Annotated in this window: 18 protein-coding genes and 1 riboswitch; of the genes, 6 read left to right on the top strand and 12 right to left on the bottom strand. The window is 70.4% G+C overall.

The features are described 5' to 3' along the window. Positions 1 to 26 precede the first annotated feature (26 nt). Positions 27 to 1976, top strand: a complete 1950-nt coding sequence (locus tag ACP93_RS02070) for a S8 family serine peptidase (RefSeq protein ID WP_048489194.1) — start codon at positions 27 to 29, stop codon at positions 1974 to 1976. 37 nt (positions 1977 to 2013) lie between these two features. On the opposite strand, the gene ACP93_RS02065 is transcribed toward ACP93_RS02070, so the two are convergent. Further along, on the bottom strand, positions 2014 to 2394 hold the full coding sequence (locus tag ACP93_RS02065; protein WP_048489193.1) for a VOC family protein: 381 nt from the start codon (positions 2392 to 2394) through the stop codon (positions 2014 to 2016). 25 nt (positions 2395 to 2419) lie between these two features. Beyond that, positions 2420 to 3673, bottom strand: a complete 1254-nt coding sequence (locus ACP93_RS02060; RefSeq protein ID WP_048489192.1) for an MFS transporter — start codon at positions 3671 to 3673, stop codon at positions 2420 to 2422. Between the two features lie 99 nt (positions 3674 to 3772). Here ACP93_RS02060 and ACP93_RS02055 point away from each other — a divergent pair, with 99 nt between their 5' ends. Further along, positions 3773 to 4678 carry a LysR family transcriptional regulator gene (locus ACP93_RS02055; protein WP_048489191.1) on the top strand — a complete coding sequence of 302 codons (906 nt, stop codon included), beginning with the start codon at positions 3773 to 3775 and terminating at the stop codon, positions 4676 to 4678. Between the two features lie 669 nt (positions 4679 to 5347). On the opposite strand, the gene ACP93_RS02050 is transcribed toward ACP93_RS02055, so the two are convergent. From ACP93_RS02050 to ACP93_RS02030, 5 genes are all read right to left on the bottom strand, one after another. Then, a complete protein-coding gene (locus ACP93_RS02050) occupies positions 5348 to 5680 on the bottom strand; it encodes a thioredoxin family protein (RefSeq protein WP_019798422.1) in 333 nt (110 codons plus the stop codon). A gap of 88 nt (positions 5681 to 5768) precedes the next feature. Beyond that, positions 5769 to 6329, bottom strand: coding sequence for a flavodoxin (locus tag ACP93_RS02045; RefSeq protein WP_048489190.1), 561 nt, complete (start codon positions 6327 to 6329; stop codon positions 5769 to 5771). 165 nt (positions 6330 to 6494) lie between these two features. Continuing rightward, positions 6495 to 7535: a ribonucleotide-diphosphate reductase subunit beta gene (locus tag ACP93_RS02040; RefSeq protein WP_048489189.1), complete on the bottom strand. Its 1041-nt coding sequence runs from the start codon at positions 7533 to 7535 to the stop codon at positions 6495 to 6497. Between the two features lie 107 nt (positions 7536 to 7642). Continuing rightward, positions 7643 to 10060: a ribonucleoside-diphosphate reductase subunit alpha gene (locus tag ACP93_RS02035; protein ID WP_048489360.1), complete on the bottom strand. Its 2418-nt coding sequence runs from the start codon at positions 10058 to 10060 to the stop codon at positions 7643 to 7645. A 179-nt stretch (positions 10061 to 10239) separates the two neighbouring features. Then, positions 10240 to 10461: riboswitch (cobalamin riboswitch) on the bottom strand. 186 nt (positions 10462 to 10647) lie between these two features. After that, positions 10648 to 11175, bottom strand: a complete 528-nt coding sequence (locus ACP93_RS02030) for a hypothetical protein (RefSeq protein WP_048489359.1) — start codon at positions 11173 to 11175, stop codon at positions 10648 to 10650. Positions 11176 to 11353: 178 nt separating this feature from the next. On the opposite strand from ACP93_RS02030, the gene ompR reads away from it, so the two are divergent. From ompR to ACP93_RS02015, 3 genes are all read left to right on the top strand, one after another. Further along, positions 11354 to 12082, top strand: a complete 729-nt coding sequence (gene ompR, locus ACP93_RS02025) for an osmolarity response regulator transcription factor OmpR (RefSeq protein WP_048489188.1) — start codon at positions 11354 to 11356, stop codon at positions 12080 to 12082. Further along, positions 12079 to 13347 (top strand): ATP-binding protein, encoded by a 1269-nt coding sequence (locus ACP93_RS02020; RefSeq protein ID WP_053069660.1) that lies wholly within the window; start codon positions 12079 to 12081, stop codon positions 13345 to 13347. The genes ompR and ACP93_RS02020 overlap by 4 nt, the downstream gene beginning before the upstream one ends. Positions 13348 to 13421: 74 nt before the next feature. Then, positions 13422 to 14348: an alpha/beta hydrolase gene (locus ACP93_RS02015; RefSeq protein ID WP_082143350.1), complete on the top strand. Its 927-nt coding sequence runs from the start codon at positions 13422 to 13424 to the stop codon at positions 14346 to 14348. Positions 14349 to 14382: 34 nt separating this feature from the next. On the opposite strand, the gene ACP93_RS02010 is transcribed toward ACP93_RS02015, so the two are convergent. The 3 genes from ACP93_RS02010 to ACP93_RS02000 form a co-directional block, all read right to left on the bottom strand. Continuing rightward, positions 14383 to 15153, bottom strand: coding sequence for an SIR2 family NAD-dependent protein deacylase (locus ACP93_RS02010; protein ID WP_048489187.1), 771 nt, complete (start codon positions 15151 to 15153; stop codon positions 14383 to 14385). Positions 15154 to 15323: 170 nt separating this feature from the next. Then, on the bottom strand, positions 15324 to 15755 hold the full coding sequence (locus ACP93_RS02005) for an organic hydroperoxide resistance protein (RefSeq protein WP_019800967.1): 432 nt from the start codon (positions 15753 to 15755) through the stop codon (positions 15324 to 15326). Positions 15756 to 15828: 73 nt separating this feature from the next. Further along, positions 15829 to 16287: a MarR family winged helix-turn-helix transcriptional regulator gene (locus ACP93_RS02000; protein WP_048489186.1), complete on the bottom strand. Its 459-nt coding sequence runs from the start codon at positions 16285 to 16287 to the stop codon at positions 15829 to 15831. Positions 16288 to 16424: 137 nt separating this feature from the next. On the opposite strand from ACP93_RS02000, the gene ACP93_RS01995 reads away from it, so the two are divergent. Next, on the top strand, positions 16425 to 16823 hold the full coding sequence (locus tag ACP93_RS01995; RefSeq protein ID WP_048489185.1) for a hypothetical protein: 399 nt from the start codon (positions 16425 to 16427) through the stop codon (positions 16821 to 16823). Positions 16824 to 16845: 22 nt separating this feature from the next. On the opposite strand, the gene zapE is transcribed toward ACP93_RS01995, so the two are convergent. Then, entirely contained in the window at positions 16846 to 17943 is a 1098-nt protein-coding gene (zapE, locus tag ACP93_RS01990; RefSeq protein WP_048489184.1) for a cell division protein ZapE, read from the bottom strand. Further along, the gene (locus tag ACP93_RS01985; RefSeq protein WP_048489183.1) at positions 17940 to 18605 is read right to left on the bottom strand and encodes an alpha/beta hydrolase; all 666 of its coding nucleotides are present in this window, start codon (positions 18603 to 18605) and stop codon (positions 17940 to 17942) included. Before ACP93_RS01985 ends, zapE begins: the two co-directional genes overlap by 4 nt. Position 18606 lies beyond the last annotated feature (1 nt).

Below are 18606 nucleotides of genomic sequence, written 5' to 3'. Positions count from 1 at the left end.
ATCCACGCTTCTGCAGAGACACCGCCATGACGCCCACCGCACCGTTCTCCCGCAACCTGCTCGCCCTGTCGCTGGGCCTGGCGCTCGCCGGCGCCGCGCAGGCGCAGTCCGCCCCGCGCTTCTCGGCCCTGGCCCAGGGCAGCCCTGGGCAATCCACGGTCTACGACGGCTTGATCGTGACCTATCGCGACGGCAGCAGCGCGCGCCGCGATGGCAACGCTGCGGCCAGCACGCTCAACCAGGCCGCGCGCAGCAGCGCCGGCACCTGGGCCAGCACCTACCGGCAGAGCGCGCCGGCGCTGAGCCGGGTACGGCGGCTGGCCACCGGCGCCGACCTGGTGCGGCCCAGTCGCGCGCTGAGCCCCTCGCAACTGGAGACGCTGATGACCAGCCTGCGCGCCGACCCGGCGGTGGCGCACGTCGAACCCAACCTGATCCTCAAGCCGGTGCGCAGCACCGCGCAGGCCACCGCCAGTGCCGTCGCCGCCCCCAACGATCCGGGCTATGAAGTGCAATGGCACCTGCGCACGCCCGACGGCCATCTGGAAACGTTGGCGCCGGAGACCACCGGCTATGCCAACCGCGGCGGCATCGACCTGCTGCCGGCCTGGCAGTACGGCACCGGCCAGGGCGTGGTGGTGGCGGTGATCGACACCGGCATCACCGCGCACCCGGACCTGGATACCTCGCTGGCCGGCGCCGGCTACGACTTCATCAGCGATGCGCTGATGTCCGGCCGCGCCAGCAACGGCCGCGTGGCCGGCGGCTGGGACACCGGCGACTGGACCACCGACGACAAGTACCTGGTCGCCAACGGCGGCTGCGCGCAGCCGGGCCAACAGAGCGACAGTTCCTGGCACGGCACCCACGTCGCCGGCACCATCGCCATGCGCACCAACAACGGCATCGGCATGGCCGGGATCGCGCCGGACGCGAAGATCCTGCCGATCCGCGCGCTCGGCCATTGCGGCGGCACCACCGCCGACATCGCCGACGCCATCGTGTGGGCCTCCGGCGGCCATGTCGACGGCGTGCCCGACAACGCGAACCCTGCGGAAGTGATCAACATGAGCCTGGGCGGTGGCGGCTCCTGCGCGCAGGACTCGGTGACCGCCAACGCCATCGCCAGCGCCATCGCGCGTGGCAGCGTGGTGGTGGTGGCCGCGGGCAACGACAACGCCGACGCCGCGAACTATTCGCCGGCCAGTTGCCCGGGCGTCATCAATATCGCGGCCACCGGCATCACCGGCGGTCGTGCCTACTACTCCAACTACGGCAACACCATCACCCTGTCCGCGCCCGGCGGCGGCGTGTACGCCAACGATGCGTCCAGCGGCTCGGGATCGGTGCGCACCGGCCTGGTCTGGTCCACCCTCAACAACGGCACCCACGGTCCGGACCAGCCGGCCTACGCCGGCTATGCGGGCACGTCCATGGCCTCGCCGCACGTGGCCGGCGTCGTCGCCCTGGCGATCAGCGCGGCGATCAGCGCCGGCCGGCCGGTGCCGACGACCGCGCAGATGCGCGACATCCTGACCCAGACCTCCAACGTGTTCCCGGTGAAGCCGACGCTGCGCATCGGCGCCGGCATCCTCAATGCCGGCAAGGCGGTCGCGCGCGCCGCCGGCGCCAGCGGCGGCGGCGAGGAAGCCACCGCCACGCCCATCGCGCGCGGCACGCAGAGCCGGCTATCCGCCGCTGCGGGCCAGGGGCCGCTGTACCGCCTGGATGTCCCGGCCAACGCGCGCAACCTGCAACTGCGCACCCTGGGCGGTAGCGGCCAGCTGCGGCTGTACGTACGTGCGGTGCGCGCACCCAGCGCCGACGGCAGCGATGCCGACTACAGCTCGGTGCGCAATGGCACCACGCAGAACGTGCAGATGGCGCTGCCGGCGACCGGCAGCTACTTCTTCCGCCTGATCGGCGGCAGCGGCGGCTACGCCAACGTGACCCTGTCGGTGAGCTACACGGAGTGACCGAACGCCACGGGCGCTGCCGCGGCGGCGCCCGTGTTCACGACGGGTTGGCGACCTCGATCAGGTTGCCGTCCGGATCACGGAAGTACAGCGACAGGATCGGTCCGCGGGCGCCGGTGCGTTGCACCGGCCCGTCCTCGATCGGCACGGCGGCAGCGCGCAGTTCCTCGGCCACCTGCGCCAGCGGCGTGGCGGTGAGAAAGCACAGGTCGGCCGAGCCCGGCGTCGGCACCCGCGCCTTCGGGTCGAACTCGTGGCCATGCCGATGCAGGTTGATCTTCTGCTCGCCGAACGCCAGCGCCTTGCGGCCTTCGCCGAAGGTCACCACGCGCATGCCCAGCACCCGCGCATAGAACGCGCAGGTCGCCTCGATGTCGGCGACAGTGAGGACCAGATGGTCGAGATGGTCGATCTGCATCGCGGAATGCTCGTTGGAGGGCGGCTCACTCGCCGCGCGGCGGATGCGGCCCGAAGCGGCCGTAGGGGCGGCTGTCGTCGGCGCCGCGGCGCAACACCTGCGCGGCGACCAAGCCGATGCCCAGCAACACCAGGCAGCAGGCGACCAGTGCGTTCCAGCCGCCGTGCTGCCACGCCGCGCCGCTGAGCGAGCCGATCACGCTGGCGCCGGCGTAGTACGCCAGCAGGTACAGCGAGGCGGCATGGCCCTTGAACTGCCCGCCCAGGCGCCCGACCCAGGCGCTGGCCGCCGAATGCGCGACGAAGAAGCCGATGGTCAGCAGCACGATGCCGGCGATCACCGGCACCAGCGCATGCGCCAGGGTCAGCGCCACGCCCAGCGCCGCGGTGGCGATGCCGGCCAGCACCACCGGGCCGCGACCGAACCGGTCCGAGGCGGCGCCGGCGACCGAGGACGATACGATGCCGAACACGTAGGCGCTGAAGATCATGCCGAGCTGGCTCTGGCTCAGCCCGAACTCCGGCCCGCCCAGGCGGAAGCCGGCGTAGTTGTAGACACTGACGAACACGCCCATCGCCAGGAACGGGATCGCGAACAGCCACGGCAGGTGGCGATCGCGCAGATGCCCGCCCCAGGCGCGCAGGTGGAAGCGCAGATTCACTCCCTGGCGGCGCACGAAGTGCCGCGACGGCGGCAGCAACAGCACGAAGCCGACCGCCGCCAGCAGATCCACCGCGCTCAGCGTGGCCAGCGCGGTGCGCCAATCGAAATGGTCGGTGAGCATGCTCATGCCGATGCGGCCGACCATGCCGCCGAAGGCATTGCCGGCCACGTACAGCCCAGTCGCCGCGCCGAGCCGGCTCGCCGGCAGTTCCTCGGCCAGGTACACCATCGCCACCGCCGGCACGCCGCCCAGGGCGATGCCGGACAGCGCGCGCACCACCACCAGCGCGCCCCAGTGCGGCAGGTAGGAGGCGAGCAGGTTGAGCAGCGCCGCCAGCGCGATCGACACGAACATCAGCCCGCGCCGGCCCAGCGTTTCCGACACCGCGCCAGCGCAGAAGATCGCGATCGCCAGGCCGCCGGTGGCCAGCGACAGCGGCAGCGAGCTGGCCGCCGCGCTGAGCCCGAACTCGCGGGCGAACTCGGGCAGCAGCGGCTGCACGCTGTACAGCAGCGAGAAGGTGGCGAAGCCGGCCAGGAACAGCGCCAGGCGGATGCGCAACAGCGGCGCATCGTCCACGGCGTGCACCGGCGGGCATTGGCTGGAGGCGTTCACGGTATGGGTCGCGGCGGGAGACGGATGGCCAGTATTCGCCTGCCGCCACCCGGCGTCCAATATATGATCGCCCCACTCTCCATATGTTCTGGATATGACATGGAACTGCGCCACCTGCGCTATTTCCTGGCCGTGGCCGAGGCCGGGCACTTCACCCGCGCCGCCGCGCAGCTGGGCATCCAGCAACCGCCGCTGAGCCAGCAGATCCGTGCGCTGGAGGAGGAACTGGGCACGCCGCTGTTCGTGCGCACACCGCGCGGCGCCGAACTCACCGACGCCGGCCGCGCCTTCCGCAGCGAGGCGCGGCGCGTCCTCGCCGACCTGGAGCGCGCTGGCGATGCCGCGCGCCGCGCCGCACGTGGCGAAAGCGGCGTGCTGCGGCTCGGCTTCACCGCCTCGGCCGCCTTCAACCCGATCGTCCCGACCCTGGTGCGGGGCTTCCGCCGCGGCTGGCCGGCGGTGACGCTGGCATTGGAGGAGACCAATACCGCCGGCCTGCTCGCCGCGCTGCTGCAGGGGCGGCTGGATGCGGCCTTCATCCGCTACAGCGTGGCCACGCCCTCGGAGCTGCAGTTGCTCAAGCTGCCGGACGAGCCGATGAAGATCGCGGTGCCGGCGGCGCATCGCCTGGCCAAGCGCCGCCGCGCGCCGCTGTCGGCGCTGGCCGGCGAACCCTTCATCCTGTTTCCGCGCAGCTTCGGCACCAGCCTGTACGACGAGATCCTCGATGCCTGCCGCCAGGCCGGCTTCGAACTGAAGATCGAACAGGAAGCGCCGCAGATGTCTTCCATCGTCAACCTGGTGGCCGCGGAACTGGGCGTGTCGGTGGTCCCCGCCTCGACCGCGCAGGTGCAGTTGCCCGGCGTGCGCTACCTGGACATCGAAGGCCGCGTGCCGATGGCGCGACTGGCCCTGGCCGCACTGCCGGCCACCGCACAGGCGATGCCGATCGTGCGCCACCTGTGGCAGTTGGCGCAGGGGCATGCGGCGGGCAGGCGTGGGTAGGGCCGAGCAAGGCATCGCTGCACGCTTCTAGGCGCGTATGTAGGACTCAACTATCATGCAGCCGCGACGAACGGCGCATGCGGGTACCCAACCTGTAAGGCGTCGGGACTGAAGTCCCTCCCACAGTGCATCCAGCCGACGTATCGCAAGACTCGGCAAGAGTCGTTCCGCCACGCACGAACCCCGCCTGCTGCTGCGGAAACCAGCGACGTGGGCCACCACGCGCAACGCATTCGCTGGCGGACGCTGCAATGACGCGAGCGTGCGCTGCAGCAGCAGTCGCTTCGGCCGTTGCTGTTGCCGTTGCTGTTGCTGTGCTCCAGCTTTTGACTTACCGGGTTCCCTTCCGAAGCGGCGGCCATCGCGGGGAAAAACCCCGGAGGGGCGGCGTACATGGATGTACGCCGTCCGCGGCAGGGGCAGGATGCCCCTTCCGCGGATCCCCGTGATGGACGCGGACCCGGAGCGCGCAGCGCGGAGGGCGCGCAGGCAGGGTGTGCTTTCTTTTGGTTACTTTTTCTTTGCACAAGCAAAGAAAAGTGACTCGCCGCAAGGCGAAAGCTTTGCTCCTGCTTCAACGCTTTTCTGTAGGAGCGGCTTCAGCCGCGACAAGCGCTATGGGGAAAGCCCGTCGCGGCTGAAGCCGCTCCTACGAGAGCGTGAGAGCGCTCAACCCAGGTGCGTGCGCACCGCTTCGTCGATCTTGGCCGGCGGCACGAAGCCGGGCACGCGCGCCACTTCCTCGCCCTGGCGGAACAGCATCAGCGTCGGGGTCTGGCGCAGGCCCTGGGCGCGGAAGAAGTCCTCGCCCACGTCCTCCATCTTCACCTTGAGCAGGGTCACACCCTGCGCCGTGTCGCTTTCGGCGAAGCGCTCCAGCGACTTGTCGAGCATGCGGCAGCCCGGGCAGTTGTCCTTGTTGAAATCGGCCAACACGCGCGGGTGCGCGGCGAGCGCATCGGCGAACTGTTCGGCACTGGAGACGGTGATGGTGGTGAGCATGGAACGGAACCTTGTCTGATGTCGGAAGAAACCCGGCGCACGATGGCGACGCCGGCGATGCCAGGAAAACGGATGAACGACGACGGCGTCAGCCGCTGCCCTGCAGCGGCACCACCCTCGCAGCGAAACCAGCCGCGCCCGAGGAAGCGGGCTCGGCAGTGGCCACCGGCACGGTGCCTATCGACGACGCCCGCACCGCGCGCAGCGCCAACACCTGCGCGCACCAGGCGTCGATGGCCGCAGTGTCGCGGTCGCCATGCGGCATCTGTTCGATCTCCAGCCGCGGATAGGCGCTGTCGAAGAACCGCGCGATGCGCTTGACCGCCCCGCAGTAGTACTCCAAGCCCCACTGCGTCTCGCCGGTGCCGAACGCCGCCACCTCGATCGTCTTGCCAGCCGCCTCGACCAACTCGGCGATATAGCGCTTCATCTCCGCCGGCGTGCGCCCGGCGTTGTCGCTCCAGCTGCCGAGCAGATGCAGATCGAAGTCCGCCGCGCGCCCTGCATCGCCAAGCGCGCCCTGCAGCCTCTGCAGGTCGGTGTGGATCCAGGTCACTTCATGCCCGGCCGCCTCGCACTGCGCATGCACGCGGCGGGCGACGTCGCGGGTATTGCCGCTGAGCGAAGCGTAGGCGAGCAGGATACGCATGGGGCCGGGATTGGGGAGTCGGGATTGGGGATTCGAAAGAGCGGGGCGACGTCGCTTCTCCCCATCGCGGAACACGAACGCCTGCGCACGGGATCAGGGACCGGGAGAAGCGGGTTCGACGTTGCTGCTACGAATCCCGAATGCCCAATCCCCAATCCCGGCCCTTCAAAGATCGTCGAAGCCGTTGTCCGAGTTGGTCTTCTTGTAGCTGGCGTTGCGCATCTCGAAGAAGTCGGTCTTGGTCTCGGTGAAGTTGTCGGCGTAGGCCTTGATCCACGGCATCACGTTGTCGCTGGCGCCGCTGTACAGCTTCTCGATGCCGAGCATGCCGGACATCTTGTTGGCGCGGTACTTCACGTACTGGATCATTTCGTCCACGTCGATGCCCTCGATGCCGTCGAGCACTTCCGAGGACCACTCGGTCTCCAGGCGGATCGCGTGTTCGAACGCCTGGTGCACGTAGTCGGTCAGTTCGTTGGTCTGCAGCTCGGCGTTCTCGCCGATGATGTCGCGGATCAGCTCGCTGATGAACTTGGTGTGGGCCAGTTCGTCGCGGTTGATGAAGCTGATGATCTTGCCGGTGCCGGTCATGCGGTTCTGCCGCACCAGGTTGTAGAAATACGCGAAGCCGGAATAGAAGTTGATGCCTTCCAGGATCGAGGACTGGATCAGCGAGCGCAGCAGGGTCTCTGCGGTCTTCTCGCGCATGAAGTCGTCGTAGGCCTGCATGATCGGCTGGTTGCGCGCGATGATGGTCGGATGCGTGCGGGCGATCTCGAACACGCGGTTCTGGTCGGCCAGGCCGGCGATGGAGGCCAGCACGTACGAGTAGCTCTCGTTGTGGATCACTTCCTGCTGGCCGATGATCGCGGCGTTGGCGTGCGCGGCCGGGTCGGTGATGTATTCGGCGACGTTGTAGATGAAGCGCGTCTGCGGCGAATCCAGCGTGGCCAGCAGGCCGATGATCGAGTCGTAGGCGTTCTTCTCGCGCGCCGACAGCTCCCCGTACTGCTTGGCATCGCCCTTCATGTCCACTTCGTCGGGGATCCAGAAGTTGGTCGACAGCTCCTTGTACGCCCGGTAGAAGGACGGGTACGGGATGTCGTTCCAGTTGAGGATGCCGCTGGTGGTGCCGTTGATGATGCCGGTGGAACGGTTGGGGTGCAGCGGTTCGAGGATCTTGATGCGGTCGAGCGCGATGGCCATGGATTTGCTTCGTCGAGTCGGGTGAACGGCGCCGGCAGGCGGCGCGGGAATGCGAAACGCACGGCGGCCAAGGGCCGCCGCGCGCTGGTGGCGTCAGACGCCGGCGATCAGCTCGAGCACCACTCGCACTCGCTGATGTCGATGTCGTTGGAACGCACGTAGTACGTGGTCTTCAGGCCTTCCTTCCACGCGGTCATGTGCAGGTCCAGCAGGGTGCTGGCGCGGATGCCGCTGGGCACGTAGAAGTTGAAGCTGATCGACTGGTCGACGTGGCGCTGGCGGCGCGCGTTCTGGCGCACGCTGGCGAACTGGTCGACCTTGTAGGCGCCCTTCTCGTAGTACGGATAGGTGTCCACGGTCAGCCCCGGCGCCACCACCGGACGGCGGAAGTCCTTCTTCTCTTCGTAGTAGAACGCGCTGTAGATCGGGTCGATCGAGGCGGTGGAGCCGGCGATCTGCGCGGTGCTCATGTTCGGCGCCACCGCCACCATCCAGGCGTTGCGCACGCCGTGCACGCTCACCTGCGCGGCCAGTTCCTGCCACTGCGCGCTGTCGTAGCCGCGCTTGCTGAAGTACTCGCCGTTCTGCCAGTCGCTGCCCTTGAACACCTTGTACGCGCCCTTCTCCTTGGCCAGCGCCAGGCTCGCCTGGATGGTCAGGTAGTTGATGCGCTCGTACAGCGAGTCGCTGTACGCCTCGGCATCCGGTGAATTCCAGTCGATGCCCTTCTGCGCCAGCAGGTGGTGCCAGCCGAAGGTGCCCAGGCCGATCGCACGGTACTTCTGGTTGGTGATGGTGGCCTGCGGTACCGGCAGCTCGTTGAGGTCGATGACGTTGTCGAGCATGCGCACCTGCACACGGATCAGCCGCTCCAGGATGTCCGGCGACAGCAGATCCGGCTGCGCGGTGACCGCGCGGCCCAGGTTCACCGAGGACAGGTTGCACACGACGAAGTCGCCGGCCTGCTTGGTGGTGACGATCTGGTCGCCGCTGATCATCTCCTGGATGACCCGCGTCGGGCTCATGTTCTGCAGGATCTCGGTGCACAGGTTGCTGGAATAGACCATGCCCTGGTGCTTGTTCGGGTTCATGCGATTGACTTCGTCGCGATAGAACATGAACGGGTTGCCGGTCTCCAGCTGGCTGACCATGATCCGCTTGAACATGTCGATGGCCTTGACCACCTTGCGGCCGATGCGCTCGTCGGCCACCACTTCCTCGTAGCGCGCGCGGAAGCTGCCTTCGCCGCGCTTCTCGTCGAAGAAGTCCTGCAGGTACCAGCCCTTGACCTCCTTCACCTCGTGCGGGTCGAACAGGTACCACTCGCCGCGGCGCTCGACCGCTTCCATGAAGATGTCCGGCACGCACACCGCGGTGAATACGTCGTGCGCGCGCAGGCGCTGGTCGCCGTTGTTCAGGCGCAGGTCCAGGAACGCCTCGATGTCGCGGTGCCAGATGTCCAGGTACACGGCGATGGCGCCCTTGCGCTGGCCGAGCTGGTCCACCGACACGGCGGTGTTGTTGAGCTGCTTGATCCACGGCACTACGCCGCCGCTGGAGTTCTTGACCCCGCGGATCGCCGAGCCGGACGAGCGCACGTAGCCCAGGTAGGCGCCGACGCCGCCGCCGTGCTTGGACACGCGCGCCACGTCGGTGTTGGAGTCGTAGATGCCCTGCAGGCTGTCGTCGACGGTGTCGATGAAGCAGCTCGACAGCTGCCCGCCGATCTTGCCGGCGTTGGCCAGGGTCGGCGTGGCCACGGTCATGTACAGGTTGGACAGCGCCCAGTAGGCCTCGCCGACCAGCTGCATGCGGCGCTCGCGCGGCTTCTCGTCCTGCATCAGGTACAGGGCGATGGTCAGCCAGCGCTCCTGCGGCAGTTCGTAGACCTTGCGCGAGTTGTCGGTGGCCAGGTAGCGCGTGGCCAGCAGGTACAGGCCGTTGTAGGCGAACAGCTTGTCGCGCTCCGGATCGATCATGCGGCCGGCTTCGGCCAGTTCGTCCTTGGAGTAGTTCTTGAGGATGTCGATCGAGTACACGCCGCGGTCGGCCAGGCTTTCCTGCAGGCCGACGTAGGAGCCGTACTTCTCGCCGGCATCGTAGAAACGGTTCTTGCTGGCGCGCTTGTACAGGCGGTCCAGGTACAGGCGCGCGGCGAAGTACTCCCACTCCGGCGTGGCGATGTCCACGCGCGACTCGGCCTCGCGGATCAGGTAGTCGACCATGTCGTCGGCCGACAGGCTTTCCTTCTTCTCGATGAAGGCAAAGGCCTTGCGCTCGTAGTCGCTCACGTCCAGCTGCGGGAACTCGGCGTGGATCCGGTCCAGGGTGCGCTGCAGGCGCGAGCGGTCGAAGGCCATGCGGCGGTTGCCGCCGTCCTTGACGATCCAGGTCACGGCGCGCTGGTCGTTGCTCGGCTCGCTGCTGGCCGGCTCCGGCTGGGCGGTGGCGGTAGCGGCAGCAGTCGAGGGGTCGACGGCGGCGTCGACGGACGCGGTGGCCGGCAGGCTGTGGGTCTGGCTCATGAAGGTCTCCAAGCGTGGTGCACGCGGCCGCCCGACCCTCGCAGGCAGCGGTCCGACCGGGTTCGCAGGTGGGCAGGCGGTGTCGCGAAGACTGCAACGGCGCAGGCACCGGGCCTGCGGGCGGTCATCGCTGCACCGACCCTCTCCCCCCGGAGAGCGCGCGGTCGGCGCCGCGCGGTGTGCTTCGCGCGGCTGTCGGCAGGTCTTCGGGCTGATGGGCGACGGCCGCGTGGCCGGTTCCTAGCCCGTCGCTTCCCAAGGCGGGCGCCTCAGTGCGGATGACGGGTTCGTTCCCAATTACCGCTGCGGGGCAGCGCCGGAATTGGCGTTGGCACGCCGCACCGGCTTCCCTTTTGATCCCGCGGCTTGGGGCCGCCGGAACCGACCACCCCAAGATAGTGTGGTCGGTCGACGACGTCAACGCTAAATATGGGTGGAATTACGAAAACCTAAGCCTGGCAACGGTTTGCCGCCGGCAGCCGATTCCGGCCCCGCCGCCGAGGCCGTCCGCGGCCGTGACGGGGCCGTGAAGCCGGCCGCGGACAGCGGCGTCGACGCCCCCGACGGCTCCCGAAACCGCAACCTCGCTATGGCCGGCACGGCACCACCACGCCGCTCGCGTCGGTGCAGGTGCCGCTGTGGACGACATTGCCGTCCTGCACGCTGGTGCTGCCCTGGTAGCTGCCCTGCGCGCCCTCCACGCTGCTCTGGCGGCTGCCGCTGAGCGTGCCGTCGGCGGCCCGGGCCAGACTGCCGCTGCTGCTGGCGCTGGCGCCGTCGGCGCGCTGGACGCTGGCACTGCCCTGGCGGCTGGCGCTGCCGTCGGCGTTGCGCTCGCTGCTGCCCTGGCGCGTGGCGCTGCCGCCGGCGACCGTCGTGCGGGTGGCAGCGCTGCGCGCGCTGGCATTGCCCTGGCCGTCGGCCTGCCACTGCCGGGCGCGCTGCACGCTGCCGTGGGCGCCGCTGGCGCTGGCCTGCACGGCGGCGTGGCGGGCGCCATCGGCGCCGCCGGCGGTGCGCGTGCGGGTGTGCTCGCGCGCCTGGGCGATGGGTGCGGCCAGGACGCCAGCGGCCAGCGCCAGCAGCAAGGAGGTGGTGCGAGGTGACAGCGACATGGCGTTCTCCGGTGACGGCAGCTGCGCGCTGCCAGGCATCACCGTAGCCATGGCACCGGCGCGCGGGGCGCCGTATCGGCCAGCGGATGTTGCCGCAGGCCGCGGCGGAAACATCCGCTTACAGATGCGCCGCGGCCACCGTTGTCGCGAGGCCGCGGCGCAGCCGATAGTGGCGTCCATGCACGATGCCGCGCCCGCTCCCCGCCTGCTGCTGGTCGACGACGACGACCGCCTGCGCGCCTTGCTGTGTCGCTACCTGGAGAGCCAGGGCTTCGCGGTCAAGGCGGTGGCCGACGGCGTGCAGTTGCAGCAGGCGCTGGCGCGCGGCCACTACGACCTGGTGGTGCTGGACCTGATGCTGCCCGGCGAGAACGGCCTGGAGATCTGCCGGCGCCTGCGCGGCCAGGGCGATGCGACCCCGATCGTCATGCTGACCGCCAAGGGCGACGAGATCGACCGCATCGTCGGCCTGGAGATCGGCGCCGACGACTACCTACCCAAGCCGGTCAATCCGCGCGAGCTGCTGGCGCGGATCCGCGCGGTGCTGCGCCGCACCCGCCCGGGCGGGGCTGGCGCGCCGCAGCCGGACGGCGGCGAGATCGGCTTCGGCCGCTTCCGCCTGCACCTGGGACGGCGCGACCTGCGCCGCGACGGCGAACCGCTGAAGCTGACCACCGCCGAGTTCGCGGTGCTGTCGGTGCTGCTGCGGCATCCGCAGCAGCCGCTGAGCCGCGACCGCCTGTCCAGCCTGGCGCACGGCCGCGAGCACGAGCCGCTGGGCCGCAGCATCGACGTGATCGTCGCGCGGCTGCGCAAGCTGCTGGAGGACGACGTGCGCACGCCGCGGCTGATCCAGACCGTGTGGGGCGTGGGCTATGTGTACGTGCCGCCGGAACCGCAGGCATGAGCGCGACTGCCTCCCGCGCCAGCGGCTGGCCGCGCAGCCTGTTCGGGCAACTGGCGCTGGTGATCGCGCTGGTGCTGGCCGGCGCCGGCCTGCTGGCGCTGCTGCTCGGCCGCGAGCTGGCGCTGCGGCCGGCGGCGCAGCAGCAACTGCGCACGCTGCAAGGCTTCGCCAATGTCGCCGAAGCGCTGCAGCGCTCGCCGGCCGCCGCGGCGCTGGCGCAGGCGTTGCGCGAGGCCGGGCTGCAATTGCGCAGCGCGCCGCCCCCGGCCAGTGCCGCCGGCCCGCTGGTCGACGCCGTGCAGCGCCGCGCGGCCGACCAGCTCGGCCCCGGGCGCGCGCTGCGCCGCGACGCCGACGGCACCCTGTGGCTGCAGTTGGCCACGCCCACCCCGCTGTGGATCGCGTTCTCCAGCCAGCCGCGCGGGCACGGCCTGCGGCGATTCTCGGTGGCGATGCTGGCCGGCTGCACGCTGCTGGTCTGGCTCGCCGCTGCAGTGGCCGCACGGCGCTTGGTGCGGCCGCTGCGGCAACTGGCGCAGGCCGCGCCGCACCTGGTGCGCGGCGAACAGGCCGGGCCCATCGCCAGCGGCGGTCCGCGCGAAGTCGCCGCGCTGGCGCAGGCGCTCACCGAGGCCAGCACCGACGTGCGCCACGCCGCGGCCGAGCGTGCGCTGCTGCTGGCCGGCATCTCCCACGACCTGCGCACCCCGCTGACCCGGCTGCAGTACGCGCTGGCGCTGCTGCCGCAGGTGGAGCCGGAGTTGCGCGAGGGCATGGAGCGCGACATCGGCGAGATCGACGCGATCCTGGCGCAGTTCATCGCCTACGCCCGCGACAGCCGCGACGAACCCGCCGTGGCGCTGGACCTGGCCGACCTTTGCCGGCAGGCGCTTGGGGCGGCGCAGCCCGGCTGGGAGGCCGTCCTGCCCGCGCAGGCGCCGCTGCACGGGCGGACGCTGGCACTGCAGCGCGCGCTCGGCAACCTCATCGGCAATGCCGAGCGGCATGGCGCCGCGCCGTTCCAGTTGCGCCTGCACAGCGACGGCGACGATGGCTGGCGTATCGAGGTGCGCGACCACGGCCCCGGCCTGGATCCGGCGCTGGCCGCGCGCGCGCTGCAGCCGTTCGTGCACGGCGGCCAGGGCGGCAGCGGACTGGGCCTGGCGATCGTCGAGCGGGTCGCCCGCCAGCATCGCGGCCAATTGCTGCTGCAGCCGATCGCCCCACACGGCCTGTGCGCCACCCTGCATCTGCGCCCGACCTGAACCGGCGCGCCGGCGCCTGCAAGAGCCGGCCGCGCCACGACGTCCCTCGCCGTCCTTCAAGGAGTGATCCGCCCATGCGCCTGTCCCGTCCCTCGCCCGCCCATTGCCTGCTCGCCCTGGCGCTGCTGCTGCCCGTGCTCGCCGCCGCACCCGGCCACGCCCAGGACGGACGCCTGCGCGCCGGCCTGCTGCAGCGCCTAGCCGAGCGCGACGGCGCCGACAGCGCACGTGCGTCCTTGCCCGCCGGCGCGCAGGTGCTGCGCGACGTCGCCTACGGCCCGGACCCGGCGCAGCGCATGGACGTATACCTGCCGGCCGGCGCGCGCCAGGCGCCGCTGATCGTGATGGTGCACGGCGGCGGCTGGGCCGACGGCGACAAGGACAACCCCGGCGTGGCCGCCAACAAGGTCGCGCACTGGCTGCCGCACGGCCATGTGCTGGTGTCGGTGAACTACCGTCTGCTGCCGCAGGCCGCGCCGCTGCAGCAGGCAGAAGACGTGGCGCGTGCGGTCGCGCGGATCCAGCAACTGGCGCCACAGTGGGGCGCGGACCCGGCACGGCTGGTGTTGATGGGCCACTCGGCCGGCGCGCACCTGGTGAGCCTGCTGGACCTGTCGCCGGACCTGCTGGCGCAGGCCGGGGCGCGCCGACCGCTGGGCACGGTGGCGCTGGACAGTGCGGCGATGGACGTGGAGCAGGTGATGCAGCAACGGCATCTGCCGCTGTACGACCGCGCCTTCGGCAGCATGCGCAGCGACTGGATCGCCGCCTCGCCGTATCACGTCATGGGCGCGAGCGCGCCGCCGCTGCTGGCGGTGTGCTCCAGCCGTCGCGCCGATGCCTGCGCGCAGGCGCGCCACCTGGCCGCCAAGGCCAACGCGCGCGGCATCCGCGTCGAGGTGCTGCCGCAGGACGCCAGCCATGCCGAGATCAACCGCGACCTGGGCCTGCTCTCGGCCTATACCGCGGCGGTGGACGCGTTCCTGCACACGCTGCGCTGAGCGCGGCGCGCAGCTTCCGCGGCCGGCAACGCGCTCAGGCCACCAGGCACTGCTGCAGCAGCAACGGCAGCGCCACCGCGGCGCTGTCGCGCCAGTGCAGATCCGCGCGGGCCGACAGTGCGCTGGGTTCGGGATTGATCTCGACCACGCAGGCGCCGCGCTCCTTGGCCTGCAGCGGCAGGCTGGCGGCCGGATAGACCAGGCCGGAACTGCCGATCACCAGCACCAGGTCGGCGACGTCCGCCGCCGTCTGCGCACGCGTCCACTCCGCCGCCGGCAGCGCCTCGCCGAACCACACCACGCCCGGGCGCACCGTGCCGCCACAGGCCGCGCACACCGGCGGCGCCAGGCGCTGGCTCGGCGTGTGCACGTCCACCGGCGGCAGCAGCCCGCGCCAGGGTTGGCCGCAGTCGCTGCAGCGCAGCGCCGACAGCCGGCCGTGCACGTGCGCGGCGACCTCGCTGCCGGCGCGCTGGTGCAGGTCGTCCACGTTCTGGGTCACCAACGTGGTGTGGCGGACCTCGGCCAGGTGCGCCAGCGCGAGGTGCCCGGCGTGCGGCTGCGCCAGCGCCACGATCGCCATGCGCCAGCGATACCAGCCCCAGACCAGCGCAGGGTCGGCGCGCCAGGCGTCCTCGGTGGCCAGTTGCTCGGGATCGAAGCGCGACCACAGACTGTCGTCCTGGCCGCGGAAGGTCGGCACCCCGCTCTCGGCGGACATGCCGGCGCCGGTCAGCACCAGCACACGGCGCGCGCCCTGAATGAAGGCGGCGACGGTCTCGGCGTTGTAGGCGGAACTGAGCATGGCGCGCTCGACTTGATGAAGCGCACACTATTGCATTGACGCAAGGCGGTCTCAATGTGCATGGCAGCACGCGCGGCCGCCCGCTCCCGCAACGCGAACGGGCGGCCAGTGGCCGCCCGTCGCTGACTGCCATGGACCGGCGCTCGCGCCGGCCCTGACATCCCGCTGACTCAGTCGAGCACGACCAGCTTGACGTCGATGTTGCCGCGGGTGGCGTTGGAGTACGGGCACACCTGATGCGCCTTCTCCACCAGCGATTCCAGCGTCGCGCGCTCCAGGCCCGGCACGGCGATGCGCAGTTCCACGGCGATGCCGAAGCCGCCCGGGATCTGGCCGATGCCGACATGGCCCTCGATGCTCGGCTCGGCCGGCAGCTTCACCTTCTCCTGCCCGGCGACGAACTTCAGCGCACCGATGAAGCAGGCCGAGTAGCCGGCCGCGAACAGCTGCTCCGGGTTGGTGCCGTCGCCGCCGGCGCCGCCCAGCTCGCGCGGGGTCGACAGCTTGACGTCCAGCGCCTTGTCCGGGGTGGCGGCGCGGCCGTCGCGGCCCCCGGTGGCGGTGGCAGTGGCGGTGTAGACGATGGTGGTCGGTGAAGCCATGGTGGTTCTCCTTGGAGGGCGGCGCCGCGGCGCCATGGGTTAGAGGGGATTGGGTGATCGGGGAGGGAATCGCTCAGGCTGCGGCCTGCAGCTTGCCGCGGACTTCTTCCAGATCCTGCTTGAGCCGGGTCAGTTGCTGCAGGTCGCAGGCGACCGCGCACAGCACGCCTTCCGGCACCGCCTGCGCCCGGGCGCGCAGGGCCTGGCCGTCGGCGGTCAGCGCGATCAGCACGCGGCGCTCATCCTCGGCGGCGCGGCGGCGCGTCAGCAGGCCGACCGCCTCCAAGCGCTTGAGCAGCGGGGTCAGCGTGGCCGAATCCAGGAACAGCTTCTCGCCGATGTCCGAGACGCTGCGCTGGTCCTGCTCCCACAGCACCAGCATCACCAGGTACTGCGGATAGGTCAGGCCGAGGTCGCGCAGCAGCCCGCGGTAGAGCTTGTGCATCGCCAGGTTGGCCGAATACAGCGCGAAGCACAGCTGGGTATCCAGCTTCAGCAGGGCGGTGGCGTCGGGGGGAGCGGTGCGGTCCATGGGCACCACATTACATAGCACGCGATTTAATCGCAAGCGATATTTGCGCAGACTCCTGGCTGAAGCGAGCACCGCCCCTCCCCTCGTGTTGCCAGCGGCGCAGGACTACGCTGCGCGCAACGTCGAGGAGTTTCCGCATGCGCGCATCGTTACTGCTGCTGGCCGCGCTCGGCGCTGCCCCCGTGATGCCCAAGACCGTGCCCAACACCCTGCCCGATGGCCCGGTGCTGGTCGGTGCCGGGGCCGACGCGCTGGCCCGCGAAACCCGTCGCCAGTGCCCCGGCGTGCCGACCGACCGGCTCACCCCGGCCGACCTGCTCGATGCCGAGGAGACCTTTCGGGACGGGATGTCGGTGGCGCAGCGCCAGGCGATGGACCGGCAGTTGCCGCAGGACGGCGCGTTCGGTCCGGCCCGCTGCGCGCACCGCGAGGGCGGCGCCAGTTGCCTGGCGGCCGCCTATCTGGAAGAGATTGCGGGCGCGGGCCTGATGCCGCGCTTCGTCGCCGCGCTGTGCGCGCCCGGCGCAGTGCGCTGAGCGCGCGCCGTCGGTCCCGCGCTCAGACCCGGTGTGCGGCCGACAGGTACTCGGCGCTCTGCATCTCGATCAGCCGCGAGGCGGTGCGTTCGAAGGCGCCGGCCAGGCGCTCGCCGGTGTACAGCAGCGGCGGCGGATCCTGCGCGGTGCAGACTAGGTTGACGTGGCGGTCGTACAACTCGTCGATCAGGTTGACGAAGCGCCGCGCCGCGTCCTCGTTCATGCGGTCGAAGTGCGGGATGCCGCCGAGCAGCACGGTGGTGAACTCGTGCGCGATCTCGATGTAGTCGCTGGGACCGCGCGGGCCTTCGCACAAGGCGACGAAATCGAACCAGACGATGCTCTTGCCGCGCGCGCGCACCGGGATCTTGCGCCCTTCGATCTCGATGTTGCCGCGGCGCGCCTCGGCCTTGCCGGTGAGCTCGCTCCAGCGCTGCCCCAGCCAGGCGTCGCTGTCCTCGGCCAGCGGTGCGCGGTACACCGGCGAGCGGGTCAGCGCGCGCATGCGGTAATCCTCGGTGCCCTCGGCGTACAACTCCACGCAGTAGGTCTGCAGCAGCGCGATCGCAGGCAGAAAACTGTCGCGCTGCAGGCCGTTGAGGTACAGGTTCTGCGGCGCGGTGTTGGACGTGGTGACCAGGGTCACGCCCTCGGCGAACAGGCGTTCGAGCAGGCGCGACAGCAGCATCGCATCGCCGATGTCGGTGACGAAGAACTCGTCCAGCGCCAGCACGCGCAGCCGGCTGCGCCACTCCTGCGCGATCTTGGCCAGCGGATCGCTCTGCCCGGCATGTTCGCGCAGGCGCTCGTGCACGCCGCGCATGAAACGGTGGAAGTGGGTGCGGTACTTCCGCGCGATCGGCAGGCCGTCGTAGAACAGATCGACCAGGAAGGTCTTGCCGCGACCGACCCCGCCCCAGAAGTACAGGCCGCGCACCGGCTCGGGCTTCTTCCAGAACGCCGACAGGCGGTCCAGCCAACCCTCCTGGTCGCCGTCCACGATCGCCACGTGGATGCGGTCCAGTTCGGCCAGCGCCGCATGCTGGGCCGGATCGTCGCGCCAGTCGCCGCGCGCCACGCCCTCGGCGTAGCGCTGCGACGGCAATGCCGCCGCGCTCACGCCTGCGCCGCCGGCAGCCAGGCCTTGACCGCGTGCTGCAGGGCGCCGCGCAGGTCGATCAGCTTGCGATGGAAGAAGTGACTGGTGTCGGGCATGCGCACCAGTTCCGGCTGTGCCTCCAGGGTCTCCAGCCAGTCGTACACGGCCTGCGGATCGACGATCTCGTCGGCCTCGCCCTGGATCACCAGCCACTGCGGCGGCGGCGCCATGCCGGAAAAATCCCAGCGGCCGGCCGGCGGCGCGATCGAGATCAGCACCTGCGGCTGCAGCGCGGCGCTGGCGCGCAGCGACACGTAGGCACCGAAGCTGAAACCGGCCAGCCACAGCGCGTCGTGCGGACGCTGCGCGCGCACCCAGGCAGCGACCGCGGCCAGGTCCTGCTGCTCGCCCTCGCCGTGGTCGAAGCTGCCGGCGGAGGCGCCGACGCTGCGGAAGTTGAAGCGCACCACGCGCACGCCCAGTTCGCGCAGCGCGCGCGCGACCATGGTCACCACCTTGTTGTGCATGCTGCCGCCCTCGGTGGACAGCGGATGGCAGACGATGGCGGTGACCGGCAGCGCGGCGACGTCGGTCTCGGGCAGATCGACCGCGGCCTCGATCGGGCCGGCGGGGCCTTGCAGGGTCAGTGCGCCGGAAGCGGTGGGGAAAGCGGGAGAGGTCATG

Origin of the sequence: Xanthomonas sp. NCPPB 1128, from assembly GCF_001043115.1 — a bacterium.
Lineage (GTDB): Bacteria > Pseudomonadota > Gammaproteobacteria > Xanthomonadales > Xanthomonadaceae > Xanthomonas_A.
The sequence above is the reverse complement of the archived record's forward strand: the minus strand, read 5'-3'. Positions and strand labels throughout refer to the sequence as shown.